The sequence below is a fragment of the Clostridium sp. UBA5988 genome (assembly GCF_002435615.1).
Classification (GTDB): Bacteria; Bacillota; Clostridia; order Clostridiales; family Clostridiaceae; genus Clostridium_J; species Clostridium_J sulfidigenes.
Map to the genome: position 1 here is coordinate 135,012 of NZ_DJBA01000033.1, position 26,212 is coordinate 161,223.

General features: G+C 30.4%; 22 protein-coding genes and 3 tRNA genes. All 25 read left to right on the forward strand.

The genetic code is table 11. The features are described 5' to 3' along the window. Positions 1–88 precede the first annotated feature (88 nt). The 25 genes from spoVG (at position 89) to ftsH (ending at position 26,032) form a co-directional block, all read left to right on the forward strand. Positions 89–373: a septation regulator SpoVG gene (gene spoVG / locus B3J31_RS09515; RefSeq protein WP_035132518.1), complete on the forward strand. Its 285-nt coding sequence runs from the start codon at positions 89–91 to the stop codon at positions 371–373. Positions 374–813: 440 nt separating this feature from the next. Next, positions 814–2,184: a bifunctional UDP-N-acetylglucosamine diphosphorylase/glucosamine-1-phosphate N-acetyltransferase GlmU gene (gene glmU, locus B3J31_RS09520; protein WP_150844621.1), complete on the forward strand. Its 1,371-nt coding sequence runs from the start codon at positions 814–816 to the stop codon at positions 2,182–2,184. A gap of 21 nt (positions 2,185–2,205) precedes the next feature. Next, positions 2,206–3,165: a ribose-phosphate diphosphokinase gene (locus tag B3J31_RS09525; RefSeq protein WP_346867161.1), complete on the forward strand. Its 960-nt coding sequence runs from the start codon at positions 2,206–2,208 to the stop codon at positions 3,163–3,165. Positions 3,166–3,424: 259 nt separating this feature from the next. Beyond that, positions 3,425–4,111, forward strand: coding sequence for a response regulator transcription factor (locus B3J31_RS09530; RefSeq protein ID WP_346867162.1), 687 nt, complete (start codon positions 3,425–3,427; stop codon positions 4,109–4,111). Between the two features lie 3 nt (positions 4,112–4,114). Further along, positions 4,115–5,536: a HAMP domain-containing sensor histidine kinase gene (locus B3J31_RS09535; protein ID WP_346867170.1), complete on the forward strand. Its 1,422-nt coding sequence runs from the start codon at positions 4,115–4,117 to the stop codon at positions 5,534–5,536. Between the two features lie 33 nt (positions 5,537–5,569). Continuing rightward, on the forward strand, positions 5,570–6,697 hold the full coding sequence (locus B3J31_RS09540) for a S1C family serine protease (RefSeq protein ID WP_346867163.1): 1,128 nt from the start codon (positions 5,570–5,572) through the stop codon (positions 6,695–6,697). Positions 6,698–6,820: 123 nt separating this feature from the next. Next, the gene (gene pth, locus B3J31_RS09545) at positions 6,821–7,390 is read left to right on the forward strand and encodes an aminoacyl-tRNA hydrolase (protein ID WP_150844624.1); all 570 of its coding nucleotides are present in this window, start codon (positions 6,821–6,823) and stop codon (positions 7,388–7,390) included. Positions 7,391–7,413: 23 nt separating this feature from the next. Further along, complete coding sequence (mfd, locus tag B3J31_RS09550) at positions 7,414–10,929, forward strand: transcription-repair coupling factor (protein ID WP_346867164.1); 3,516 nt, start codon at positions 7,414–7,416, stop codon at positions 10,927–10,929. An 85-nt stretch (positions 10,930–11,014) separates the two neighbouring features. After that, complete coding sequence (locus B3J31_RS09555) at positions 11,015–12,016, forward strand: peptidylprolyl isomerase (RefSeq protein WP_346873957.1); 1,002 nt, start codon at positions 11,015–11,017, stop codon at positions 12,014–12,016. Positions 12,017–12,162: 146 nt separating this feature from the next. Further along, on the forward strand, positions 12,163–12,711 hold the full coding sequence (gene spoVT, locus B3J31_RS09560; protein WP_346867166.1) for a stage V sporulation protein T: 549 nt from the start codon (positions 12,163–12,165) through the stop codon (positions 12,709–12,711). Positions 12,712–12,929: 218 nt separating this feature from the next. Further along, positions 12,930–14,465 (forward strand): polysaccharide biosynthesis protein, encoded by a 1,536-nt coding sequence (locus B3J31_RS09565; RefSeq protein ID WP_346867167.1) that lies wholly within the window; start codon positions 12,930–12,932, stop codon positions 14,463–14,465. 17 nt (positions 14,466–14,482) lie between these two features. Beyond that, a complete protein-coding gene (gene mazG, locus B3J31_RS09570) occupies positions 14,483–15,946 on the forward strand; it encodes a nucleoside triphosphate pyrophosphohydrolase (RefSeq protein WP_346867168.1) in 1,464 nt (487 codons plus the stop codon). A 110-nt stretch (positions 15,947–16,056) separates the two neighbouring features. Further along, positions 16,057–16,332: an HU family DNA-binding protein gene (locus B3J31_RS09575; RefSeq protein ID WP_035132498.1), complete on the forward strand. Its 276-nt coding sequence runs from the start codon at positions 16,057–16,059 to the stop codon at positions 16,330–16,332. A gap of 106 nt (positions 16,333–16,438) precedes the next feature. Continuing rightward, positions 16,439–16,699, forward strand: coding sequence for an RNA-binding S4 domain-containing protein (locus tag B3J31_RS09580; RefSeq protein WP_035132496.1), 261 nt, complete (start codon positions 16,439–16,441; stop codon positions 16,697–16,699). A 76-nt stretch (positions 16,700–16,775) separates the two neighbouring features. Further along, entirely contained in the window at positions 16,776–17,072 is a 297-nt protein-coding gene (gene yabP, locus B3J31_RS09585; protein WP_150844629.1) for a sporulation protein YabP, read from the forward strand. Between the two features lie 7 nt (positions 17,073–17,079). Beyond that, positions 17,080–17,472 (forward strand): spore cortex biosynthesis protein YabQ, encoded by a 393-nt coding sequence (gene yabQ, locus B3J31_RS09590; protein WP_035132492.1) that lies wholly within the window; start codon positions 17,080–17,082, stop codon positions 17,470–17,472. Positions 17,473–17,597: 125 nt separating this feature from the next. Next, positions 17,598–17,864: a septum formation initiator family protein gene (locus B3J31_RS09595; RefSeq protein ID WP_150844630.1), complete on the forward strand. Its 267-nt coding sequence runs from the start codon at positions 17,598–17,600 to the stop codon at positions 17,862–17,864. Positions 17,865–17,945: 81 nt separating this feature from the next. Continuing rightward, positions 17,946–18,362, forward strand: a complete 417-nt coding sequence (locus tag B3J31_RS09600) for a S1 domain-containing RNA-binding protein (protein ID WP_035132487.1) — start codon at positions 17,946–17,948, stop codon at positions 18,360–18,362. Between the two features lie 208 nt (positions 18,363–18,570). Next, positions 18,571–18,659, forward strand: a tRNA-Leu gene (locus tag B3J31_RS09605). Between the two features lie 5 nt (positions 18,660–18,664). Beyond that, positions 18,665–18,740: transfer RNA gene (locus B3J31_RS09610), tRNA-Met, on the forward strand. Positions 18,741–18,834: 94 nt separating this feature from the next. After that, positions 18,835–18,910 (forward strand) — tRNA-Met (locus B3J31_RS09615). 420 nt (positions 18,911–19,330) lie between these two features. After that, complete coding sequence (spoIIE, locus tag B3J31_RS09620) at positions 19,331–21,733, forward strand: stage II sporulation protein E (RefSeq protein WP_346867482.1); 2,403 nt, start codon at positions 19,331–19,333, stop codon at positions 21,731–21,733. Positions 21,734–21,899: 166 nt separating this feature from the next. After that, positions 21,900–23,330, forward strand: coding sequence for a tRNA lysidine(34) synthetase TilS (gene tilS / locus B3J31_RS09625; RefSeq protein ID WP_346867483.1), 1,431 nt, complete (start codon positions 21,900–21,902; stop codon positions 23,328–23,330). Then, a complete protein-coding gene (gene hpt, locus B3J31_RS09630; protein WP_150841658.1) occupies positions 23,323–23,862 on the forward strand; it encodes a hypoxanthine phosphoribosyltransferase in 540 nt (179 codons plus the stop codon). Before tilS ends, hpt begins: the two co-directional genes overlap by 8 nt. A 154-nt stretch (positions 23,863–24,016) precedes the next feature. Further along, complete coding sequence (gene ftsH, locus B3J31_RS09635) at positions 24,017–26,032, forward strand: ATP-dependent zinc metalloprotease FtsH (RefSeq protein ID WP_150841659.1); 2,016 nt, start codon at positions 24,017–24,019, stop codon at positions 26,030–26,032. Positions 26,033–26,212: the final 180 nt, after the last annotated feature.

Here is a 26,212-nt window from a genome sequence, read left to right on the forward strand (position 1 = left end):
AAAATATGGAAAATGTTTCGACAAATAGAAGGATTTACAATGCATTAGTAGAATAATACATGAAAGCACATCTTGGAGGTGGAATTTCATGATAATTACAGACGTTAGAATTAGAAAAATTACCACAGAAGGAAAAATGAAAGCTATAGTATCTATAACTTTAGATAATGAATTCGTGGTTCATGACATCAAGATAATTGAGGGTCAAAGTGGTAATTTTATAGCTATGCCTAGTAGAAGAACTCCTGATGGAGAATTTAAGGATATAGCTCACCCAATTAATACAGAAACAAGAGAGAAAATTCAAAAATCTATACTTGACGAGTATGAAAAAGTTAAAAATGAAGAGCAAGTAGAAGATGAAATAGTCTAATTATAAAAAGGAGCGTAGCACTCCTTTTTATTTTGTGTATGGTTAATAGTATATCGTTAAAGTATATTTTCATCCGATGACTATTAGCTCTAATATTTCCATTTTCTTCAAAGTGGGAGTAAAGAGCTGATATGTCCCTGGATAACGATTTCTCCTAAAGGACAACGAGTTCTAAGTATGGAAAATACTGATACTAAGAATTCTGTTAGTAACCTTCAGAGGGAGTAAAATTCCCTCTGAAGTAAAGAACTCTGTTAATGTAAAAAATATACTTTGGTTGAAAAAGTGTAACAGTTTCAATATAATAGTATAGAAGTAGTATATAATAATAATAAATATGATAGATTAATATTGAGATTTTAATAGATATTAATTTTTAATTATTATAGAATAATTTATTAGGAAAGACCAATTACATTTTAAATGAAGAGGTGTATGAATTGTATAAATGTGCTATAATCCTTGCTGCTGGCGAAGGTAAAAGAATGAAATCTAATACTCCTAAGGTTTTACACAAAGTTTGTGGAAAAGAAATGATAAACCATGTTATAGATAATATAAGAAAGTCTGGGGTAGAAGAAGTAAGTGTGGTTATTGGAAAAGGTGCTGATAAAGTTAGAAAAGGCACTGAGAGTAGAAATATTTTCTACTCAGTTCAAGAAGAACAATTAGGTACTGGGCATGCAGTAATGTGTGCAGAAGAATTTTTAAAAGGTAAAAAAGGCTCAGTAGCTATATTTGTTGGAGATGGGCCTCTAATAACAGAAGAAACAGTTACAAAACTTACTAAGTATCATGAAGAACAAAAATGTAGTGCTACAGTATTGACATCTATAATGAGTGACCCTCTAAAGTATGGAAGAATAATTAGAGATCCTCAAGGAGAAGTAGAGAAAATTGTAGAGTTTAAGGATTGTAATGAAGAAGAAGTAAAAGTTAATGAAATTAACTCAGGTATGTATTGTTTTGATATAGATACATTATTAAGTACTTTAGGTAAACTTAATAATAATAATAATCAAGGTGAGTACTACTTAACAGATGTAATAGAGATACTAAAAAGTGAAAGTAAGAAAGTTGGAGCTATTTCTGTTGATGTAGAAGAAATTACAGCAGTAAATTCAAAGGTAGAGCTTTCTGTTGCTAATGATATAATGAGAAGTAGAATAAATAGAAACCATATGGATAATGGTGTTATAATTATGGACCCTAAAAGCACCTATATAGAATGTGATGTAATTATAGGTCAAGATACAGTTGTATATCCAGGGAATGTTATAGAAGGAACTACGGTAGTTGGTGAAAATTGTGTATTATACTCAAATAACAGAATAACTAATAGTATAATTGGTGATGATGTAACTGTAGAAAATTCTGTAGTATTAAACAGTAAAATTGGAAATAATACTACAGTTGGACCTTTCGCGTATATAAGACCGGAAACAACTATAGGTGATAATGCAAGGATAGGTGATTTTGTTGAAATTAAAAAATCATCAATAGGTGACGGCACTAAGGTATCTCACTTAACTTACATAGGAGATGCAGAAGTAGGAGAAAAATGTAATTTTGGGTGTGGAACTGTTGTAGTAAATTATGATGGAAAAGCAAAATACAAAACTACAATTGGAAACAATGTGTTTATAGGATGTAATACTAACTTAGTATCACCAGTTGAGGTAGAAGATAATACTTATATTGCAGCTGGATCAACAATAACCGAGAAAATACCAGAGGGCTCTTTAGCTATAGCAAGAGCTAGGCAAATAAACAAAGAGAACTGGGTATATGATAAAAATAAAAATAAATAAAATTTTAGGAGGACTACATAAATGATAAGCCATGGAAGAAATATTAAAATCTTTGCAGGAAACTCATATCCAGAATTAGCTGCTGATATTGCAAACCGCTTAGGGCTTTCTGTTGGAGAAAGTCAAGTTACTACTTTTAGTGATGGTGAGATTGCAGTAAATATTGGAGAAACTGTTAGAGGACTGGACGTATTTGTTATACAGCCAACTAGTGCCCCAGTAAACAATAACTTAATGGAACTTTTAATTATGATTGATGCACTTAAGAGAGCATCAGCAGGAAGAATAACGGCGGTTATTCCTTACTATGGATATGCACGTCAAGACAGAAAGGCAAAGGCAAGAGATCCAATTACAGCAAAATTAGTTGCTGATTTAATTACAGCAGCAGGAGCAGATAGAGTTTTAACTATGGATTTACATGCAGCTCAAATACAAGGATATTTCAATATTCCAGTTGATAATTTAGTGGGTTCACCGATACTAAGTGATTACTTTATAGAAAAAGGATTTAAAGATTGTGATGATGTAGTTGTAGTTTCACCAGATCTTGGTAGTGTTACAAGAGCAAGAAAGTTTGCTGATAAACTAAACGCTCCAATAGCTATTATAGATAAGAGAAGACCAAAGGCTAATGTAGCTGAAGTTATGAATATAATCGGTGAAGTAAAAGGTAAAAAGGTTATACTAATAGATGATATGATAGACACAGCTGGAACTATTTGTAATGGTGCTAATGCCTTAGTTAAAATGGGTGCTACTGAAGTATATGCTTGTTGTTCACATGCTGTACTTTCTGGTCCAGCCATAGAAAGACTAGAAGCATCAGTGATAAAAGAGTTAGTCATGCTTGATAGTATTCATCTATCACAAGAAAAAATGCTTGATAAGATAAAGATATTATCTATAGCACCGTTATTTGCAGAAGCTATTAGAAGAATATATGAAGAAGTTTCTGTAAGTAAGCTTTTTGATGAATAACATTAAACATTATGTGTATTTATAGTAAGTTTGGACAGTAATTTGGTTTTATTTAGGGGAGGAAGTTTTTCTTCCCCTATTTTTAGTATAAAAATGAATGTTTTCACCATAACTTTATAAATATTTTGTTAAAAATATTAATTTTAATGAGAAAATACTTGGACTTAAAGTTATTGTTATATAATATTATAAAAGATATCATGTAGAAATTATATTCGTAAATTAAATAAAATATCTTAAGTATTTAGGAGGGATATCAATGGAAGGTAATTTAGGAAAGATATTAGTTGTTGATGATGATAAAAATATATGTGAAGTAATAAAGATGTATTTGGAGAATTCAGGATACCATGTTAAGGTGGCCAATGATGGAAGAGAGGCTCAAGAAGCATTTACTAGTTATAAACCTGATTTAGTGCTTTTAGATGTTATGTTACCATACATGGATGGCATAGATGTGCTAAAGTGGATAAGAAGGGATAATGAAAAACCAGTTATAATGATAACTGCAAAAGGAGAAACTTTTGATAAAGTTTTAGGACTTGAGCTTGGAGCAGATGATTATATAGTAAAACCCTTTGAACCTAAGGAACTTATGGCTAGAGTTAAGGCTGTTCTAAGAAGATATACTGCAGAGGGTGATAGTAAAGAAACATTAACCTTTGATAATTTAGTTATAGATATAAATTCATATAATGTAACATACATGGGACAGGAAATTAAAATGCCACCTAAGGAGTTTGAATTATTACACTTCTTAGCAAGTAATAAAAACAGAGTATTTACAAGAGAACAGCTACTTTGTGAAGTGTGGGGATATGATTATCCAGGAGATTCAAGAACTGTAGATGTTCATGTGAAGAGATTAAGAGAAAAGGTAGCAGGAGGAAATAACTGGCAGTTAGAAACTGTTTGGGGAGTTGGATATAAATTTGAGGTGAAATAGATGGTGAAAAATAGCTTATTTTCTAAAATGGTTGTTACTTACACCATTATAATTACAGTAAGTTTTACTATTTTAGCTGCATTTCTTTCCTTTTGGTTTCAAGATTATTTTATAAAGACGAGACAAAGTGATCTTACTAGACAGGCAGATATAATTGAAGGTATTGCAACAAAATATTTAACTGGGGCATCATCATATGAAGAATTAACTACAAATATAAAGTTTATATCAACATATATAAATGATGATATAGTTCTTGTAGATAGTAATGGATATGTTTATTCAGTTACTAACATTAAATATACTCCACTTATAGGGAAACAGATTTTTCATGATGATTTGGAAAATATAAATAATAGTGATTATATAGATGCTTTTAATGAGTATGGAGTTTATATGGATGAGAAAGTATACGTTATGATGAAAGTTGTAAAAGATGCTAAAGGGCAATCTATGGGAGCCACTTTATTTAGTGTATCAACAGATATTTTAGATAAATCACTTTCTAATGTTTATCAAATAATTTGGTTATCTGCAGTTTTCGCTGTAATTGCTTCTTGTATCGTAATTTATTATTTTTCTCAAAAGATGATAGTTAATCCGCTATCAGAAATGAGTGGGGTTGCAAGAAAAATAGCTCAAGGGGATGTAGATAAAAGAGTTGAAATTCATTCTGATGATGAAATGGAGGAGTTTGCAAATGCATTTAATGTGATGGCAGACTCGCTACAAAAGGTAGAACAAAATAGAAAAGAGTTTATTTCAAATGTTTCTCATGAGTTAAGGTCTCCAATGACATCTATAAAAGGATTTATAGGTGGAATTTTAGATGGAGTAGTTCCTGATGAAAAACATAAGTATTATCTAAATATAGCCTATGAAGAAATACAAAGATTAACAAGACTTATAAATGATTTACTTGATTTATCAGCAGTGGAATCGGGTACTTATAAGTTGGAGAAGGTACCTGTAGACATTAATGAAATAGTGAGAATATGTATATTGAGAAATGAAAATAGAATAAGAAATAAAAATTTGGATGTACAGGTGTTTTTTGAAGGTAGTGAACTGTGGGTACTTACAGATGGAGATAAAATAACACAAGTTGTAACTAATCTTTTAGATAATGCTATTAAATATGGAAAAGAAGATGGATCGATACAAATATCCTGTAGAAAAAAAGGTAAGAAGGCTAATATATCAATTTTTAATGAGGGGTCTAATATAGATGAAGAAGATATAAAACATATCTGGGAAAGATTCTATAAAGTTGATAAATCAAGAACACAAAAAGTGAGTACAGGATTAGGGCTTTCTATAGTTAAAAAGATTGTTAGCTTACATGATGAAGAAATATGGGCGTGTAATAAAGAAAATGGAGTTGAATTTATATTTACTTTACAATTAGCAAAGAAGAGTATGTAATAATCTTAAGGAGCTAAGAGAGAGGAGGCTATTATGAGCAATTTTAATGATGATTATAAGGATGTTAGAGCAAAAATAACCTTTAACAAAATTAAGAAAAGACGTAAAGGTAAAATTGTTGCAATTACTATATTTTGCTTATTTGTAGCCTCTTTAGGTGGGGCTGTTACAGCTTTAGTGGTAAACACTGAAAACGAAAATTATTATGTTCAAGGTAATAATAAAGACGAAGAAGTTAATACCACTAATTCAAAGCTTCAATCAGCTGCTCACAAAGCAGCTCAATCTGTTGTTTCAGTTATTAAGGTTATTGCAGATGATAAGTGTATAAAAGAAACTAATGTAGGTGTAGGCGTTGTCATAGAGAATGGACAATATGTTATAACTAGCTATTTAGGTATTGAGGATGCAACCAGTGTTAAAGTGAAGTTACACAATGACATTGTATATAATGCATCAATAATAGGATTTGATAGTATTTATGATATTGCTATGATTAAAATTAATGGCGAAGCATTACAACCTATGACCATAGCTAAAAATTCTACTAAGGTTGAAAAGGGTGATAGAGTTATTAGTGTAGGAAACCCTTTGGGTAAATCTTTTAATGAAAATATAGAGGTAAGTACGGTGTTAAATACTAGAGAAAATATAGTATTTAAAAATAGAGAAACTAAAGTAGCTGAGTCTTTAAGAATGATAAAGACTTCAGTTATTCCTAAGTTTATCAATACTGGAGCAGCTTTATGTAATTTGGATGGAGAACTTATAGGAGTAAATAATACTACTATGACATATCATAATGAATTTTTAAAAAATAGTTTTTATATTTCAGCAGAAGATCTAGAGCCTATTACCTATGGAATTTTAGATAAGCAAGATTCTCTTATTAACCATATGGGAGTTTATGGGGAAGAGGCTATTTCCCAAAGTGAAAATGGTATCGATGGAGTATATGCAAAGGAAGTTACAAGAAATGGTTTAGCTTATGAAGTTGGAATTAGACCAACAGATATAATTGTTGAAGTGAATGGTGTGAAAGTTAATACTGTCAGTGACATAAATTCTATAATGAGTAGATTTAAAAGTGGAGAGACAATAAAATATAAAGTGTTCAAAAATGGTGATTATGTTGACTTTAAAATAAAGATTTCAGAGTGATATATAAAAAGTAGCATTTAAGGATGCTACTTTTGTTTTTAGGTAAAACTTCTAGTATAATAGTCAAAGAAGATTATTTTTATGTTAAAAGATACTATGTTATAGAATATATTGGAGGTAATTATGTATTTAGTTGTGGGATTAGGAAATCCAGGAGATAGGTATGATAAAACAAGACATAATGTAGGGTTTGATGTAGTTGATATGTGTGAAAAAAAGTATAACTTTAGTATAAATAGGACAAAATTTAAAGGAGTATACGGTGAGAGTAGTATAGCCAATGAAAAGGTTATATTTTTAAAACCTCAAACTTATATGAATTTAAGTGGAGAAAGCGTTAGAAGTATAATAGACTTTTATAAAATACCAGTAGAAAATATTATAGTTATATACGATGATATTAGTCTAGAAGTTGGAAGACTTAGAATAAAGGGAAAAGGAAGTGCAGGCGGTCACAATGGTATTAAGAATATAATTTCTCATTTAGGTACTGATAGTTTTTCGAGGATTAAAGTTGGAATTGGAGAGCCAACCTATGACTTAGTTGAGTTTGTTACAGGAAGATTCTCTAATGAAGATAGAGAGATTATTGAAAAATCTTTTGAGGCAGCAGTGGATGCAGTATCAGTGATCATAAATGAAGGAATTAATCAAGCTATGAATAAATTTAATTCTTTTAATGCAGGAAAGTAGTAAATAGTTTAAGAGGTGATATTTTGAGACTAAAAGGAGTAATGACACCTTTAAAGTTAAGTAGTGAATATAGAGATATAAAGAGATATATAAATGAGGAAAAGTTTCCATTAGGCATACATGGTCTTTCGGAATCTGGTAAGAGCTACTTGCTATATGGTGTTTATGAAGATATAGAAAAAAGTATGCTAGTGCTAACTCATAATGACATGGAAGCTAAAAACATATATGAAGATCTTAGCTTTTATTGTAATGATGTATATTATTTTCCTACGAGGGAGGTAACTTTTTACAATGTAGAAGCTGTATCAGGGGACTTGAGATGGGAGAGGCTGAAAGTATTAAATAAGATTCTTCATGAGGGAAAATGTATTGTTGTAACCTCTATAGAAGCTTTAGCAGCATCCTATGCTCCTGTAGAGTTATTCAAGAAGTTTTCATTTGAAATTTCTTTAGAAAGTACAATAGACATAAGAGAGTTGAGCGAAAAACTTGTACAGTGTGGTTATGAAAGGTGTAGTGTTGTAGAAAACATAGGTCAATTTTCAATTAGAGGGGGGATAATAGATGTTTATCCTCCTATTAGTAGCATGCCATTTAGGATTGAGCTTTTTGATGATGAAGTTGATTCCATAAGAACTTTTAATAAAGACAATCAAAGAAGTATAGATAAAGTAGATAAAGTGGAAATATTTCCAGCTAAAGAGATAATTCTTACAGAAGAGGTTATAAATCTTGCAAAAGAAGAAATTAGAAAAGAATTGGATGGAGCCATATCAAGATTTAATAAATCTAAAGATAAGGATGCTTTAGAAAGAATAAATTCTACAGTTAGGACAAATTTGGAGAGTCTAGAGGAAACTTGGACTTTTGAAACCATTGATAGCTATATTCCTTATTTTTACAAAAACAAAACTACATTTTTAGACTACTTTAAGGATAGTTTAGTCGTAGTGGATGATGTAAATAGGGCTATGGGTAAGTTGGACAGTGTATACTTTGAATTTGAAGAGAATTATGAAAATTTTCTAAGTAGAGGTAATATTTTACCGAAACAAGGAGAACTACTAATACCTAAAGAAATGATTGGAGAAATTTTAGAAGTGAGTAAAACTATGACTCTACAGAGTTTAGCAACTGCTTCTAATGCATTAAAACCAAGAAATTTAATAGCATTTTCTCAGATTACAATTCATGATTATCATGGACAGTTAGACATGCTTATTGAAGATATAATAGAGAAAAAGAAAAAAGGATATAGAACTTTAATTTTATCTGGTACAAGAACAAGGGGAGAAAGATTAATTGACACTTTAAGAGATAGAGGGATAGAAGCTATTTATAAAGACCTAGTTTCTAGCATTCAGCAAGGGGAAGTAGTGGTGACCTTTGGAAGTTCTATTAAAGGATTTGAGTATCCTGATTTAAAGGTATGTGTGATATCAGACTCTGAGGTTTTCGGTCAATCTAAGAGGAAAGCCACAAGAAGAACTACTAAAAAAGGTGCAGGAAAAATAAAAAGCTTTACTGATTTAAAGCTTGGTGATTATGTAGTACATGTGAACCATGGAGTTGGTGTATATAAGGGTATTAATCAATTGGATGTACAGGGAAATAAAAAAGATTATTTGGTTTTAGAATATAATTCAGGAGATACTTTATATGTCCCTGTAGAGCAATTAGATTTGGTACAAAAATATATTGGTAGTGAAGGTAAATCACCGAAAATAAATAAATTAGGTGGAAGTGAGTGGGCAAAGGCTAGAAATAAAGTAAAAAAATCTGTTGAAGATATTGCTGAGGATTTGGTTAAGCTTTATGCTATCAGAAATACTTTAAAAGGTCATAAATATTCCAAGGACACCCCTTGGCAAAGTCAGTTTGAAGGAGAATTTCCATATGAGGAAACCCCAGATCAGTTAACTGCAATTGAAGATATTAAAAAAGATATGGAAAGCGATAAACCTATGGATAGGCTTCTTTGTGGGGATGTTGGATATGGGAAAACAGAGGTTGCTCTCAGAGCTGCCTTTAAGTGTGTTATGGATGGAAAACAGGTAGCTATATTAGTACCCACTACAATACTAGCAGAGCAACACTATAAAAATATGTTAAAAAGGTTTTCAGATTTCCCTATTAAAATAGGAATGATTAGCAGATTTAGAACTGCGTCTCAAGTTAAAGAAACTTTAAATGCTCTAAGAGAAGGAAATTTAGATATTATAGTAGGTACTCATAAGTTGCTTCAAAAGAGTGTGGCATTTAAGGATCTAGGTTTATTAATTGTAGACGAAGAGCAAAGATTTGGGGTTAGCCACAAGGAGAAGATTAAGGAAATAAAGAAAAACATAGATGTATTAACTTTAAGTGCTACTCCTATTCCTAGAACCCTACACATGTCTTTAACAGGAGTAAGGGATATAAGTATAATAGAAACTCCTCCTGAAGAAAGATATCCTATTCAAACTTATGTTGTAGAATTTAATGATCAACTTATAAGAGATGCAATAATTAGGGAAATGAATAGGGGAGGACAAGTATTTTTTGTATATAATAGGGTTGAAACTATAAGTGATATGGCAACATATTTACAAAAGTTGGTCCCAGAAGCTAGAGTTGCTATAGGTCATGGTCAGATGACCGAAAGAGAATTGGAAAAGGTAATTATAGATTTTGTAGATAAAAAATACGATATACTTTTAAGTACAACTATAGTAGAGACTGGTATAGACATTCAGAATGCAAATACTATGATAATAGCAAATGCGGATAAGATGGGATTATCTCAACTATATCAATTAAGGGGAAGAGTAGGGAGAACCAATAGGATAGCGTATGCTTACTTTACTTATACTAAGGATAAGGTTTTAACAGAAGTTGCAGAAAAAAGATTAAAGGCAATAAAAGACTTTACAGAATTAGGCTCAGGATTAAAGATAGCTATGAGAGATTTAGAAATAAGAGGTGCAGGGAATATAATGGGAGCAGCTCAATGTGGTCATATGTCTGCTGTTGGATATGACTTATATTGCAGAATGCTTGAAGATGCTGTAAGTATTGTAAAAGGTGAAGTAGATAAGGAACCTATTGAAACTACAGTAGATATGAAAATTGATGCATATATTCCTAGTAACTATATACAGGATGAAACTCAAAAAATTCAAGTATATAAAAAGATTGCATCTATTGAGTCCTATGAGCATATGTTAGATGTTATTGAGGAGATTGAAGATAGATACTCTAATATTCCAGAAAGTGTTTATAATTTAATGAATATAGCGTTTTTAAAGGCAATTGCTAGAGAAATTGGGGTTTTAGAGATAAAGGATACTGGAATTCAAGTACAGATAACCTTTAAAGACAAGTCATACTTAACTTCTGAAATGGTAAAATATATACTAGACAATTATAAGAGACAAATCACATTTAAAATGGGAGATGTTCCAGTTCTAGTGTATAAGAGTAAAGATATTAATAAAAAGGAGCTATTAGATATACTTATAAATATTATTAAGGATTTATCAACAATGAGTAAATAGATTTAGCTACTATTTATTTAATAGTATTTTTATGGTAAAATTGAATAGCAATAATAACTAAAAAAACCGAATGGAGGATAATAAATTGATAAAATTAAAGAAGATTTTAGCTGGTCTAATGGCGTCTACACTAATGCTTTCAGCAGTGGGGTGTGGAATGATAGAAAAAACAGAGGCAGGTATTAATAAGACAGTAGTTGCTAAGGTTTATAAAGAAAAGATAACCTTAGGAGAAGTGGACAGTAGGTTAAGTACGGTTTATGAGCAAGTAAAGGCTCAGTACGGAGAAAATTATAAAGAAAATTCAGAGGCTATGGAATATATAAAGAAGCAAAGATTAAGTATACTAGATACTATGGTTAATGATATTGTCATAAAAAATAATGGTGAAAAGCTTGGAGTAGTACCTTCTGATGAAGAAGTTCAGACTAAGGCTAAAGAGAAACTTGATGAGATAAAGAAATCCTTTAAAACTGATGAAGAGTATAAAAGTGCTCTTAAAACAGCTGGAGTTACAGAAGAGAGCTTCTTAGAAGAATTAAAACCAGCAGTAATATCTAATGCTGTATATGAAGAGGTAGTTAAAGATGTTACTGTTACAGATGAAGAAATAAAGACTTACTATGATAGTAATCCAAATTCATATACTGAAAGTCCTAATAAAGTTAGGCCAGCACACATACTAGTTAAGACAGAAGAAGAAGCTAAAGACATAATTGCAAGATTAGATAAAGGTGAAGATTTTGCTAAGCTTGCTACTGAAAAAGGTACAGATGCTACAAAGGACAAAGGTGGAGACTTAGATTGGATTGAATATACTAGCAATCAGTATGATAAAACTTTCTTAATGGCAGCTATAAGTCTTAAAAAAGGTGAATATACTAAGGCTCCTATATCAACTCAATTTGGATTTCATGTTATAAAGTGCTTAGATAAAGAAGAGTATCCTGTTAAGCCTTTAGAAGATGTTAAAGGAGCGATTAAGGATGCTCTATTAGAACAAAATAAATATAACGTGTGGGTAGAAAAAGTAACTGCTTGGCAAGAAGAAGCTAAAATAAAATTATATGAAGATAAACTAAGTTAATAATTGGTAAAAAGAGATTGATGTCATATTTGGCATTAATCTTTTTTATTTTTTATTAATGAAAAAATTTCTAGGATGTATAAAATTTGCGTTAAGAAGGATAATAATAGCATTAATACTATTTACATAAATAAGGAGGATATTTAATGAAAGCTACAGGAATAGTAAGAAGAATAGATGACTTAGGTCGTGTTGTAATACCAAAAGAAATTAGAAGGACATTAAGAATTAGAGAAGGAGATCCACTGGAAATATTTACAGATAGAGAAGGGGGAGTTATATTAAAAAAATATTCACCAATAGAAGAATTGAGTGAGTTTTCTAAGGAATATAGTGAGGCATTACATCAAACTATTGGTAATATAGTGATAATCTGTGATAAAGACTCAATCATATCTGTAAGTGGTGGGACAAAGAAAGATTATTTAGATAAAAAGATTAGTAATGAAGTAGATAAAATTATGGAAATGCGTAAGGCTACTCTTCTAGATAAAAACTCTCAGGGGCTAATACCTATATGTGATGGAGAGTCAGCAGATGAATATACAACACAAGTTGTAGCACCTATAATTGCAGAGGGAGATACCGTAGGTACAGTAATCATAGTTTCAAAAGAAAATGTGAAGTTTGGAGAACTAGAGTTAAAGCTTGCGGAAACAGCAGCTTCATTCTTAGGAAAACAAATGGAACAGTAAATGCTAAAAAGCATAAATATCTATAAGATAAAATTAAATAAAGGATATAATATATAATTATTGCCATAGGATTGATATTAATCACATCTTATGGCAGTTTTTTTATTATTAGATAAGTTAAAGTTAATTGATATTAGGTATATATTATATGCATTAAGTAATAAAATGTTTCTCATCAAAATACTTATTAACTATACAAAGTATTTTTAGGAGGAAGTATGAAAAAACAATCGCTTTTAAAAGGAACTATGATTTTAGGAATAGCTACTATTTTTGCACGATTTTTAGGTTTGTTTTTTAGAATACCAATACAGGGATTAATTGGTGACCAAGGGATGGGATATTATCAGATGTCATACCCTATATATATGACTTTTGTAGCAATAGCATCAGGAGTACCTATTGCTATGTCAAAATTAATATCAGAGTATAATGCGCGCAACGATACCAATGCTGTTAAACAGGTACTTAAGGATACTCTTAAAATAATGATTCCACTTGGGATAATAATATCATTTTTAATGTTGTACTTTGGAGATAATATTATAAATATCTTAAGGTGGGATAATAAGTCATATAAGTCCTTTTTGATTATATCCTTAGCACCTATATTTGTATGTATTATGTGTACATTCAAAGGATATTTCCAGGGACTTCAGAATATGAATAATACTGCAATATCTCAAATTGTAGAACAGATAGGTAGGGTAGTTTTTGGCGTTATATGTGCATATTTATTACTTCCTAAAGGAATTGAATATGCAGCAGCGGGAGCCGCATTTGGAACGGTAGCTGGAGGATTGCTGGGAAGCATTTACTTGGTAATAAAATATTTATTTGTTAGATCAAAGTCTTATAAATTAAAAGTGAAAAGGAGTAATAAAATACTATCAAACTTAGTACAAGCAGCATTTCCTATATCCGTAGGAGCTGCAGTTGGAACGATTATGGCTTTAATTGATTCTATAATAGTACCTCAAAGACTCTTGTTAGCAGGTTATACTATTCAAGAAAGTGCCATATTATATGGTCAATTTACAGGTAAGGCTATGACTCTTCAAAATATTCCACTGGCACTTTCTATTGCTCTATGTTCAGCTTTAGTACCTATAATATCAGAGGTATATTCTATGCATAATCAAAATGAATTATACAGAAGGGTAAACATGGTATTTAAATTATCTTTTGTTATAGGTATTCCAAGTGCATTAGGGTTATTTTATCTTTCAAAACCTATTATGGGATTAGTGTTTATGGGAGATGTAGCAGGGCATGAAATACTTAAATTATTATCTTTATCAATACCATTAATTATAATAACACAGACTACTACATCGCTTTTACAAAGTTGTGGTAGATATATGAAACCGGTATATTATCTTGCTATAGGGTGTCTATTTAAGGTAATCATTACCTATGTTTTAGTAAGTAACTCTAGATTTAATATATATGGTGCAATAATTGGAAGTATAGTTGGATATGCAGTAACTAGCATTTTAAACTTGAAAGAGGTTAAAAAACTGCTCAAAGTAAAGATAAACCTATATGAAGTAGTTATAAAACCTTTATTTGTGTCATTAATTATGATAATATCTGTTGTTTTTATATATAATAATGTCTATAATTATACACAGAGTAATGGAATATCTTGCTTAATAGCTATTTTCCTTGGCATGGTAATATTTGGAATACTATCGATTATATTTAAAATATTTACCATTGAAGATATAAAGGGAAAGCTCATTAAAAACTAAAAGAGGAGTAGATTCAAATGATTACAGTGGTTGGTTTAGGACCTGGTTCTAAAGATGCTTTAACCATAGGTGTACTAGAAATTTTGAAAAGTAATAAAAATATATACTTTAGAACAGAAAAACACCCTAATGTTAAATACTTAGAATCTATGGGTGTAAAATTTAATACCTATGATAACTTTTATGAAGAATATAATAATTTTGACCATATATACAAGGCGATTGCAGAGGATCTTATAAAAATTTATCAGCAAGAAGGAGACTTAGTATATGCAGTTCCAGGTCACCCCCTTGTTGCAGAAAAATCTGTAACTATATTATTAGATCTCTGCAAGGAGAATGGAATAGAGGCTAGATTAATGCCATCAGTAAGCTTTGTAGATGCAGTTATAGAGAGCTTAAGGATTGATCCAATAGAAGGGGTAAAAATAATAGATGCCTTTGATATAAGAGAACAGGTCATGGATAAGAGATTAGGAGTAATAATAACCCAGGTATATAATAAATTTATTGCTTCTGAAGTTAAGTTAGCTCTATGTGAATATTATAGTGATGATAGTGACATATACTTTGTAAGAGCAGCAGGCATACAGGGAGAAGAAAGTATAAGAAAAATTAAACTATACGATTTAGATAGACAAGAGGATATTGATTATTTAACTTCCATATATATTCCTAAAGATCTTAAAGGTCCTAAAGATTTTAAGGATTTAATAAATGTGATGTCTACTCTTAGGAGTGAAAATGGGTGTATGTGGGACTTAGAACAAACTCATGAATCTTTAAAAAGAGGTTTAATTGAGGAATGTTATGAAGTTATTGAAGCTATAGACGAAATGGACGATAATAAACTTATTGAGGAGTTAGGAGATGTACTTTTTCAAGTAATATTCCACGCTCAAATTGGTAAGGAGGAGGGTTATTTCAACATAAATGATGTAGTAGCAGCTATAACTGAAAAAATGATAAGTAGGCATCCACATATATTTTCAGATGTAAGAGTTAAAGATACAAATGAAATATTGGAGAATTGGGATGAAATTAAAGTTAAAGAAAAGAAATTTACTAGCTATACCGATGAATTAAAACATGTTCCACGTTGTATGCCTGGACTTATTAGAGCAGAAAAGGTTCAAAAAAAGGCTGGTAAGGTAGGGTTTGACTGGGATGACGTAGAACCAGCTATGGAGAAAGTTATAGAAGAATTACAAGAGATAAAAGATGTATATAAAAATTCAGATGTGTCAAAAATACAGGAAGAGGTAGGAGATTTAATCTTTGCCACAGTAAATATTGCAAGACTTCTTGACATTGACCCAGAATTTGCAGTAAATTATACTATAGATAAATTTATAAAACGCTTCCAATTTATTGAGGAATCTGGCATTAAAAAGGGTATTGATATGAAGGAAATGACATTAGAAGAAATGGAAACCCTTTGGAGTGAATCTAAAAAGTATGATTTATCAACAAAAAGATAAATTTTTTCAAAAAAAAGAAGGATTCTAGGTAACTTGTAAGAATATTGTAAGTATTATTTTATGTAATTAAAATATAAATTACGTAAAATTAACATTAAGGAGGTACTATTGTGAACAAATCAGAATTAATAGCAAAAATGGCTGAAAAGTCAGGACTAACAAAAAAAGATAACGAGGCGGTATTAAAGGCATTTATAGAGAGTGTTGAAGAGGCTCTTGAAGGTGGAGAGAAAGTTCAACTAGTTGGATTTGGTACTTTTGAAACTAGAGAAAGAGCTGCTAGAGTAGGAAGAAACCCAAGAACAAAAGAAGAAATACAAATACCAGCATCTAAAGTTCCTGTTTTCAAAGTTGGAAAAGAATTTAAAGACATAGTAAATAAATAATTACTTGAAAAAGCCTAGAAATGTTCTGGGTTTTTTCTTCTATTCAAAGGGATACAGGATAAAGTATAATTTCATTAAAATTTTTATATAGTTTAAGGAGGCAACTATGAGATTAGATAAATATTTAAAGGTTTCTAGAATAATTAAAAGAAGAACTGTTGCTAAAGATGTATGTGAAAATGGTAGAGTATCCATAAATGGAAAAGTAGCAAAACCAAGTACTACTATAAAAGAAGATGATATAATAGAAATTCAATTTGCAAATCAATTATTAAAAGCAAGAATTATAAATATTGCTAATCATGTTAATAAAGAAGATGCTAAGAATATGTATGAAATAATCAGTGGGGAAGAGGATAAGGAATAAATAGTAGCATAAAATATTTTTTAATGAATATATCTTTATAGAAAGCTAATATGTTTTTAGGTTTAAGGGGGATATTATGGAACCAAATAAAGATATGTCATTAGAAAATAAAAAGAGTTTTATTGCGTTAGAAAATAGAAAAAAGATGACTTTAGATGGAGTTTTAGAAATATTAAGCTTCAATGATGAACAGATACTTATAATAACTGTGTTGGGAGATATGGATATCAGAGGTGAAGAGTTAAAGATGACCAAGCTAGATGTTCAAAATGGAGATGTGGTAATAACGGGGAAAATATCTTATGTAGTATATACAAGTGAAGAAAAGAGACCAAAGAAGCGAAACAGTATTATTTCTAAAATATTTAGGTGATTGAGCTATGATATTTGATATGGGTAGGCAAATAGCATTGTTTATATTCTCCTTACTTAGTGGAATGCTAGTTGGTATTTTCTTTGATGTATATAGAGTAATAAGAGGTTTTGAAGAGCCAGGAACCATCATAACAGCAATACAGGATATGCTATTCTGGATATTAACTGGCATTATAGTATTTATTTTTATGATGTATACAAACTATGCTTACATGAGCTTTAATGTGTTTGTATATAATTTAATTGGATTATTTATATACTTTAAACTATTTAGCAATATATTTATATTAGCATACGGAAGCATATTAAATGCCATATTAACGTTTTTTAGAGTAATATTTTATTATATATTCTATCCTATAAGAATTATTTTCAGCAAAATAACAAAAAAAATATAAAATTTATAATATTAAGGGTTGAAGAAAATAAAAATTCAAATTACAATATAGCTATAGGTTAATTTGACTACTTGAAAATAAAACCTATGACATGTTACTATTTGTAATAAGGAAGGAAAATCGATATGAAGAAATTCAGCATAAAAAAGATAGGTCTTTTACTTATAGCTCTTTACGTAGGCTTTACATTTATAAATCAACAAATAATAATGTTTAGACAACATAAAGATATTGATAGTTATACTTCGGAGTTACAAGCAGCACAAGAAAAGAATCAAAAGTTACAGGATGAGATTAAACTATCACAAGATAGTCGGTATATAGAAAAACTTGCAAGGGAAAAGCTTGGGTTAATTAGAGAAGGAGAATCTCCTGTAATAGACAGTAAATAAAGTGAAAATTACTATGACTAATTATTATTAGTTATAGTATATATAAATTTAAATTATAAATTTAAGGAGGGTCTTTTCAATATGACCTTAAAGGCTGGAAGCATTATAGAAGGTAAAGTAGTTAATATCACAAACTTTGGTGCATTTGTTGAAGTGGAAGGGAAAACAGGCTTAGTTCATATATCGGAAGTATCTGATGTATTTGTTAAGAATGTACATGATCATTTAAAAGAAAATGATGTGGTTAAAGTTAAAGTCATTTCTGTAGATGATAATGGTAAGATGAGCTTATCCATAAAGCAAGCTGGTACACCAAAAAAATCTTTTAAACCCGTAGATATAGATTGGGAAAAGGAAAAATCTAAAACTACAAGTTCAGGAAGTTTTGAAGACAGGATGTCAAAATTCTTAAAAGATAGTGAAGAAAGATTTCAAGATCTTAAAAAGCACCAAGATGGTGGAAAAGGTAGAGGATATAGCAGAAAAGGATATAATTAAGCTTTATACCGAAAGGATTAAAGAGTGCTTTTTAAGCACTCTTATTTATTTTAATGTCAGTTAAATTAAAACCTAGCTTTTTTTATATTTAGTTATAACAAGCCAATAAGAAATAAATAAAAAATATAAAAAACTATATAAATACTGTTGACATAGTTAATAATATACCATATAATAAATATTGTCGCTGAAAGGTGATGACACAAATGCTGGAGTGGCGGAACTGGCAGACGCACAGGACTTAAAATCCTGCGGTGGTTAAACACCGTACCGGTTCGATTCCGGTCTTCAGCACCAAATAACGCGGGGTGGAGCAGTTGGCAGCTCGTCGGGCTCATAACCCGAAGGTCGTAGGTTCAAGTCCTGCCCCCGCAACCATNNGGAGTGGCGGAACTGGCAGACGCACAGGACTTAAAATCCTGCGGTGGTTAAACACCGTACCGGTTCGATTCCGGTCTTCAGCACCAAATGACGCGGGGTGGAGCAGTTGGCAGCTCGTCGGGCTCATAACCCGAAGGTCGTAGGTTCAAGTCCTGCCCCCGCAACCATAAAGATGGATTGAATATATATTCAATCCATTTTTTTCTTTTAAATAAGATTATTTAAAAGAAAAAAGTTTAATGAATTGAATTTAAAAACAGAGTTCAAAAATGAATATAAATATAAGTATATTAATTAATTATATTTATATGAAAAATATTTTCCCCATGAAACCTTTTATAATTATTATTCATGACATAAAAATATAATATATGAAGATAAGAAAATTAAGAGGTATAGATTTACTAAAGTCATACTATAAGCCGAATAACTTAATAATTTAGAACCATAAATTAAAAATGAAAAGAGAGATAAAATGGAGTTTATTGTAATAAATTTCTTTATGTAGGCCCCATTAAATTACATTTATTTCCAACAAGCATTGATATAATTAACCTGTAAAAAAAATACAGGTGGGTGAAATTATTATGCAATATGGAGAAAATATTAGGACGTATAAAAGAGTAAAAAGCAGTATGGTTATTAGTAATGATAGGGATGGTGACGGAGCAAAAATAGTAGCGAAGAGTATTGTGTTTTTCTGTGTTGCTATATTAGTTAGTAGAGTAATAATGATAAATAAATCTGCACCTTTTGGAATTGCATTTTTACTTACAATACTATTCTTAGGAGATAATAAATTATCTTTATTTGTTGGGCTGGGATCTATATTGGGCTACATAACTACAATAGGTGCACTAGAAAATTCCTTAATGTATATAACTATAGTTCCAACTTTGGTTATAATATGTTTAATTTTAAATAGTTTTATAAAAAAGAATATTCAAAAGTTTGTTATTATAGGAGCAACTTTAATAATGATTTTTGCATATACTATGTTAGTAAATCAGTGTACACTACTGTTGGCACTTGGAAATACTGCATTAGAAGGAGTAAGCATAATACCTGTTTACTTAATACTGGAGTATAGTATTAATAGTTTTAAAAAGATAAGAACAAAGCATTTATTTTCAAATGAAGAAATAGTTTCTATGAGTATATTAATAGCTTTAATAATTGCAGGTACTTGGGGTATTGAAGTTTTCAATATATCAATTTTAAGTGTATTAAGCATTGCAGTTGTATCTATTATAGGTTATGTTTGTGGTACAAGCATAGGTGCTACAGCAGGAATTGCTATGGGTGTAATTGTGGGAATGTCTAGCCAGAATATTTTTGGTTATGCAACAGTATTGGGAGTATGCGCCTTAACTTCAGGGATATTTAGAGAAGGTGGAAAGTTGATTTCATCTTTAGCATCATTTATAGTATTTTGCATAATGAAGATTTATATAGCTACTTATATACCAGAAGGAATTTCACAATTTATATTAGCAGAAGGGATTTTATCTACAGCGTTATTTATAGTCATACCTAATGGTATATATGAAACTATATCTGGGGAGTTAGATGTAGAGAAAAAAAGCAAAAGATATGAAGAAGGATATGTTAATAAAGTAAAAGGAATTTTCACAGATAGGTTAGATAAATTTTCTGAAGTGCTTCTAAATATGGCTGGTACGTTGAATAATTTAGTTGATAATGATAAGCTAGATATGAGTACTAAAAGTAGTGGGCTAATAGAGAATTTAGCTAATAGAGTATGTAATAGTTGTGATACATGTGGAATATGTTGGGGAAGAGAAATGATAAATACCTATAAGGCTTTTGGAGAACTTTTAGAAAGTGCTCAGAATAAAACTAACATTTTTCCGCAGTTATTAGAAAAGAAATGTATAAGGAAGGCTTCGCTAATAAGAAATACAGAAGATATTATAAATAAATTTATTATAAGTGAAATGTGGAGAAGTAGATTAGCGGAAGGCAGAGAGCTAATTGCAAATCAATTCAATAATATGGCTAAGTCTGTAGATGAGATTATGGAAGAGTTTTCAGCAGACTTTAATGAAGATAAAGATTCGGAAAAAAAGATTATGAGAATTCTTGAAAAGTACGATATAGAAGCTGATGATGTATTTGCAATAAAAGACAAGAATGAAAGATTAAATATACAGATAACCTGTAATTCTTGTAATGGAAGAAATTTATGTGTAAAAAAAATACTACCTTTAATTAATGACTGTGTAGATTATAAAATGAAATTAAAAGCCGACGGTTGTAAGATTAATCCTATAACTAATAAGTGTACAGCTATGTTTGAAGAAATACCTAAGTTTGGAGTAACTACTAGTGTATCTAGGGCATGCAAAGATGGACAAACTATCTTTGGAGATAATTTTAATTTTGGAGAAGGATATGATGGTAGTTACATGATGGTTATTAGTGATGGAATGGGATCGGGTCCACAGGCAGGAAGAGAAAGCAAGGCTGTAGTTGAATTAATTGAGAAATTTACAAGCGCGGGCTTTAGCAGAACTACAGCTATAAATACAGTTAATTCTATAATGAGCCTTAAATTTTCAGAGGATGAAAAATTCTCTACAGTAGACTTAAGTGCAATTGACTTGTATAGTGGAGAAGTAGATTTTATGAAGGTGGGAGCAGTAGCTAGTATTGTAAAGAGTGGTGATACCATAGATATTATTAAATCTAGAAGTTTACCTATTGGAATACTAGATGAAGCGGATATAGAGATTCATAGTAAGAAAGTAAAAAATGGTGATTTGATTGTTATGTTAACAGATGGAGTTACAGACTGTGATGAAGAATCTAGTGGAAAGATAGATTGGATATTAGATTATTTATGTAGAAATGATAATGTGAGTCCAGAGGAACTATCTAAGGGTATAATTAATGAAGCAAAGAGAATAGGAAAAAATAAGGTTAAGGATGATATGACAGTTATGGTTTCTAGAGTTCACACAGCTTAATTTGGGTTAAGTAAATTGGAAAGTTAATTATAGCTAATTTATAATGGTTATAATAAAAAAAGTGAAGAGGTGTGTAAACATTTCTTCTTTTTTTTATTATATTTGTTTTAAAATTCTTACATTTATGATATTATGACTTAAAACTATATTTTTAGGAAGTGTTTTTATGGTAGATAAAGAGTGGCCGAAAGTACATAATAATAGTATGAGAAATCAAGTTATTAAAACTATTGAACAAAATAGAATGTTGAATAAAGGAGACAAAGTTATAGTTGCATTATCTGGAGGTCCTGACTCTATAAGTTTATTGCATGTTTTATCTACATTAATGGATGATTATAATATAAAACTATATGCAGCTCATGTGAATCATATGTTAAGAGGTAGTGAATCAGATGAAGATGAAGCTACTTGTAGAAGGTTTTGCAAAGAAAATCAAATTGAATTCTTTAGCAAGTCTGTAGATATAAACTTCATAGCTTGTGAAAACAATATTTCCACAGAGATGGCTGGTAGGGATGCCAGATATGAATTTTTTGAAGAGCTTCTAAAAAAGCTTAATGCAAATAAAGTTGCATTAGCTCATAATCTTAATGATCAAGCAGAAACGGTACTAATGAGGTTAATGAGAGGAACTGGAATAGAAGGGCTTATAGGAATTAAACCTGTAAGAGATGAAGTATATATAAGGCCAATAATAAATGTGAGCAGACAAGAAATCGAGGGTTACTGTAAAGAAAACAATCTTCCAGCTAGAATAGATCAAACAAATTATGAGCCTATATATTCAAGAAACAAGGTCCGATTAGAGCTGATACCTTATATACAACAAAACTTTAACTCAGATATAATTATAACATTAAATAGAATGTGTGAACTTATCAAACGTGATGAGGATTATATTCAAGAAAATGCAATCAAAGTTTTTCAAAAATATTGTGATATAGGAGAAGATAAGGTTATAATATATAAAGATGCATTTTATCTTCATCCATCTTTAGTAAGTAGAGTTATAAGAAAAGCTCTATTAGAAGTCAAGGGTGATATAAATAATATTCAAAGCATACATATCGATAATATTATAAACTTACAAAAATCTGGTACAGGAAAGTTTACAATTGTTCCAAAAGAAATATTAATCAAGAATGTATACGGTAATATTGAAATAACAAGGCAAAAAAAACAATGTAAAGTTGATATAGATACTATTATAAATCTTAATATGGGTAATAATTATATTGAAGAGCTAGGACTTAAAGTATACATAAGATATATAGATAGTGACAAAAAAATGAATTTTAAATCTAATGATAACATAAAATATTTTAATGGTACTAATATAAAACATATAACATTAAGATTTAGAAGGAATGGGGATAGATTTTCTCCTTTTGGGATGAAAGGTAGCAAGAAGTTAAAGGACATATTTATAGACTTAAAGATTCCAAGAGAAGAAAGAGATTTTGTGCCTCTGCTTTGTTTTGATGAAGATATTTCATGGATAATAGGATATAAAATAAGTGATAAATTTAAAATCCATGAAGGAGTAAAAAAAATTATAGAAGTAAGTGTGGAAAGGCAGGAAAAACATGAATAAGGACATTAAAGAAGTTTTATTAACTGAAGAGGTTTTGACAGAAAAAATTAAAGAAATAGGGGCTAAAATATCAAAGGAATATGCAGGGAGCGATTTAATTGTACTTGGTATTCTAAAGGGTTCAGTAATGTTTATGTCTGATTTAATGAAAAACATAACTATACCTTGCAAGATGGATTTTATGGCTGTATCTAGCTATGGAGATGCTACACAATCTTCAGGAATAGTAAAAATAATAAAGGATTTAGATTTTGAAATAAAAGGCAAGGATGTGTTGATAGTAGAAGATATTATAGATAGTGGAGTAACTCTTAAATATCTTATGAAATACTTAGGTGCTAGAAATCCAAGGAGCCTTGAAATAGCTTGTTTACTTAATAAACCTGAAAGAAGAAAGGAAGAACTAGATGTTAAATATCTTGGTTTTGATGTTCCGGATTATTTCTTAGTAGGATATGGTCTTGACTATGCTGAAATTTATAGGAATCTTCCTTATATAGGAATATTAGATGAACACGTATATATGAAGTAGTAAAGTTTTATACTATATAGATATAATCTTATTTATTTTTAAAATAGAATAGAATAGTAGTTCATTAATAATTAATATTATTGATGTTGTAAAGGAAAAACTCATATGATAGAATTTTTAGTGATATTGAACCGTAGAGAGAGGGGGGCTTTAAATGAAAAAAATTTCTAGTGCAACAATTTGGTTTTTAGTATTAATACTAGTTATATTTTCTGCATTATCATTATTCGATAGTACAGGAACTTTAAAAGAAATAAGTGTAACAGAATTTGAAAAATATATGCAACAAAAACAAGTATCAGCCATACAAACATCGTCTGATGGTACATCAGTAAGGGGTAAATTAAGTGATGGTACTGAATTCAATGTAAATATTTTACAATCTAGGTATTCTCAAATACTTAAAGAAAATCCAAACCCTAATATGAATGAAAAATATGATCCACCTGCTACAGTTCCAGTTTGGATGAGAATTTTACCTACGCTTCTTGTGATAGGAATGGTAGTGTTATTTTGGGTAATGTTTATGAATCAATCTAGTGGAAGCGGAGGCGGAGGCGGCCGTGGTGTTATGAGCTTTGGTAAGAGTAAAGCTAAGATGGCTGTACCTTTAGAAGGTGATAAAAAAGTTACCTTTAAAAATGTAGCTGGAGCTGATGAAGAAAAGCAAGAGCTTGAAGAAATAGTAGATTTTCTTAAAAATCCTAAGAGATATATGGAAGTAGGAGCTAGAATTCCAAAAGGAGTACTATTAGTTGGTCCTCCAGGAACAGGAAAAACTCTTTTAGCAAAAGCAGTAGCTGGAGAAGCTGGAGTTCCGTTTTTCAGTATATCAGGATCAGATTTCGTTGAAATGTTTGTGGGAGTTGGAGCTTCAAGAGTTAGAGACTTATTTGAACAAGCGAAAAAGAACTCTCCTTGTATAATCTTTATAGATGAAATTGATGCTGTAGGTAGACAAAGAGGTGCTGGTATGGGTGGAGGCCATGATGAAAGAGAGCAAACCTTAAACCAACTTCTTGTTGAAATGGATGGGTTTGGTGTAAATGAAGGCATAATAATGGTAGCTGCTACAAATAGACCAGATATTTTAGACCCAGCTCTTTTAAGACCAGGTAGATTTGATAGACAGATAGTTGTTGGTGTACCTGATGTTAAAGGAAGAGAAGAAATATTAAAGGTTCACTCTAAGAATAAACCTTTAAATGAAGATGTAGAATTAAAAATACTTGCAAAGAGAACACCAGGATTTACTGGGGCAGACCTTGAAAATCTAATGAATGAAGCTGCTTTATTAACTGTTAGAGCTAGAAGAAAAGTTATAACTATGGAAGAGTTAGAAGAGTCTATAACTAGAGTAATGGCTGGACCAGAAAAGAAATCTAGAGTTATTAGTGAGAAAGATAAGAATTTAACTGCATATCATGAAGCTGGTCACGCAGTAGTATCTAAATACTTACCTAATTCTTACGCTGTGCATGAAATTAGTATTATTCCAAGAGGTATGGCAGGAGGATATACTTTACATCTACCTAATGAAGATACAGCATATACATCTAAGTCTAAACTTAGAGATGATATGGTTGGTCTTTTAGGTGGAAGAGTTGCTGAAGCATTAATTCTTGGAGACATAAGTACAGGAGCAAAAAATGATATAGATAGAACTACATCAATAGCTAAGAAGATGGTTATGGAATATGGTATGACAGATGCTCTAGGGCCTATATCTTTTGGTAAAGATGATGGTGAAGTATTCATGGGAAGAGACTTTGGAAGAACAAGAGATTTCTCTGAAGAGGTTGCATCTAAGATAGATAGAGAAATTAAAGCTTTAATTGATGAGGCTTATGAGAGAACAGAAACTATTCTTAAAGAAAATATAGATAAACTTCATGATGTTGCAAAAGCTCTACTTGAAAGAGAAAAACTTACCGCGGAAGAATTTAATGCAATAATGGAAGGAAAAACTCTTGCAGAATTTGATGCGGAAAAAGTAGTGGTAGATTCTCCAAAAGAGGAAAATGATATTCCTGTAGAAGAAAATAGTATTAGTTCTAATGATAAGTTTAAGGATTGGAATGTAGAAGCTCTTAATGATGAAGTGTCAACAGATGAAAATCAGATAGAAGAAGTTTCAAATAATGAGAGTAACACATATAAAGAAAGTTAATACATTGTTTTAAAAGCACAGCTATTGCTGTGCTTTTTTTATAAAAGTAATTATGTTATAATGAACTTGAAAATGGAAGTGTATTGAAGAAACTATTGAGACAACTATATTTATAGTTATCATAGCTTAATTTATTTCTGAATTTTGAAAAAATAATACAAATAAATATAATACTTGGGA

What these genes read in the sequence shown, in the direction of transcription:
- spoVG (WP_035132518.1), top strand. Translation starts at nt 89, where the DNA reads ATGATAATTACAGACGTTAGAATTAGAAAAATTACCACAGAAGGAAAA.
- B3J31_RS09525 (WP_346867161.1), top strand. Translation starts at nt 2,206, where the DNA reads ATGATAAGCCATGGAAGAAATATTAAAATCTTTGCAGGAAACTCATAT.
- B3J31_RS09530 (WP_346867162.1), top strand. Translation starts at nt 3,425, where the DNA reads ATGGAAGGTAATTTAGGAAAGATATTAGTTGTTGATGATGATAAAAAT.
- B3J31_RS09540 (WP_346867163.1), top strand. Translation starts at nt 5,570, where the DNA reads ATGAGCAATTTTAATGATGATTATAAGGATGTTAGAGCAAAAATAACC.
- pth (WP_150844624.1), top strand. Translation starts at nt 6,821, where the DNA reads ATGTATTTAGTTGTGGGATTAGGAAATCCAGGAGATAGGTATGATAAA.
- spoVT (WP_346867166.1), top strand. Translation starts at nt 12,163, where the DNA reads ATGAAAGCTACAGGAATAGTAAGAAGAATAGATGACTTAGGTCGTGTT.
- B3J31_RS09565 (WP_346867167.1), top strand. Translation starts at nt 12,930, where the DNA reads ATGAAAAAACAATCGCTTTTAAAAGGAACTATGATTTTAGGAATAGCT.
- mazG (WP_346867168.1), top strand. Translation starts at nt 14,483, where the DNA reads ATGATTACAGTGGTTGGTTTAGGACCTGGTTCTAAAGATGCTTTAACC.
- B3J31_RS09580 (WP_035132496.1), top strand. Translation starts at nt 16,439, where the DNA reads ATGAGATTAGATAAATATTTAAAGGTTTCTAGAATAATTAAAAGAAGA.
- yabP (WP_150844629.1), top strand. Translation starts at nt 16,776, where the DNA reads ATGGAACCAAATAAAGATATGTCATTAGAAAATAAAAAGAGTTTTATT.
- yabQ (WP_035132492.1), top strand. Translation starts at nt 17,080, where the DNA reads ATGATATTTGATATGGGTAGGCAAATAGCATTGTTTATATTCTCCTTA.
- B3J31_RS09595 (WP_150844630.1), top strand. Translation starts at nt 17,598, where the DNA reads ATGAAGAAATTCAGCATAAAAAAGATAGGTCTTTTACTTATAGCTCTT.
- B3J31_RS09600 (WP_035132487.1), top strand. Translation starts at nt 17,946, where the DNA reads ATGACCTTAAAGGCTGGAAGCATTATAGAAGGTAAAGTAGTTAATATC.
- spoIIE (WP_346867482.1), top strand. Translation starts at nt 19,331, where the DNA reads ATGCAATATGGAGAAAATATTAGGACGTATAAAAGAGTAAAAAGCAGT.
- tilS (WP_346867483.1), top strand. Translation starts at nt 21,900, where the DNA reads ATGGTAGATAAAGAGTGGCCGAAAGTACATAATAATAGTATGAGAAAT.
- hpt (WP_150841658.1), top strand. Translation starts at nt 23,323, where the DNA reads ATGAATAAGGACATTAAAGAAGTTTTATTAACTGAAGAGGTTTTGACA.
- ftsH (WP_150841659.1), top strand. Translation starts at nt 24,017, where the DNA reads ATGAAAAAAATTTCTAGTGCAACAATTTGGTTTTTAGTATTAATACTA.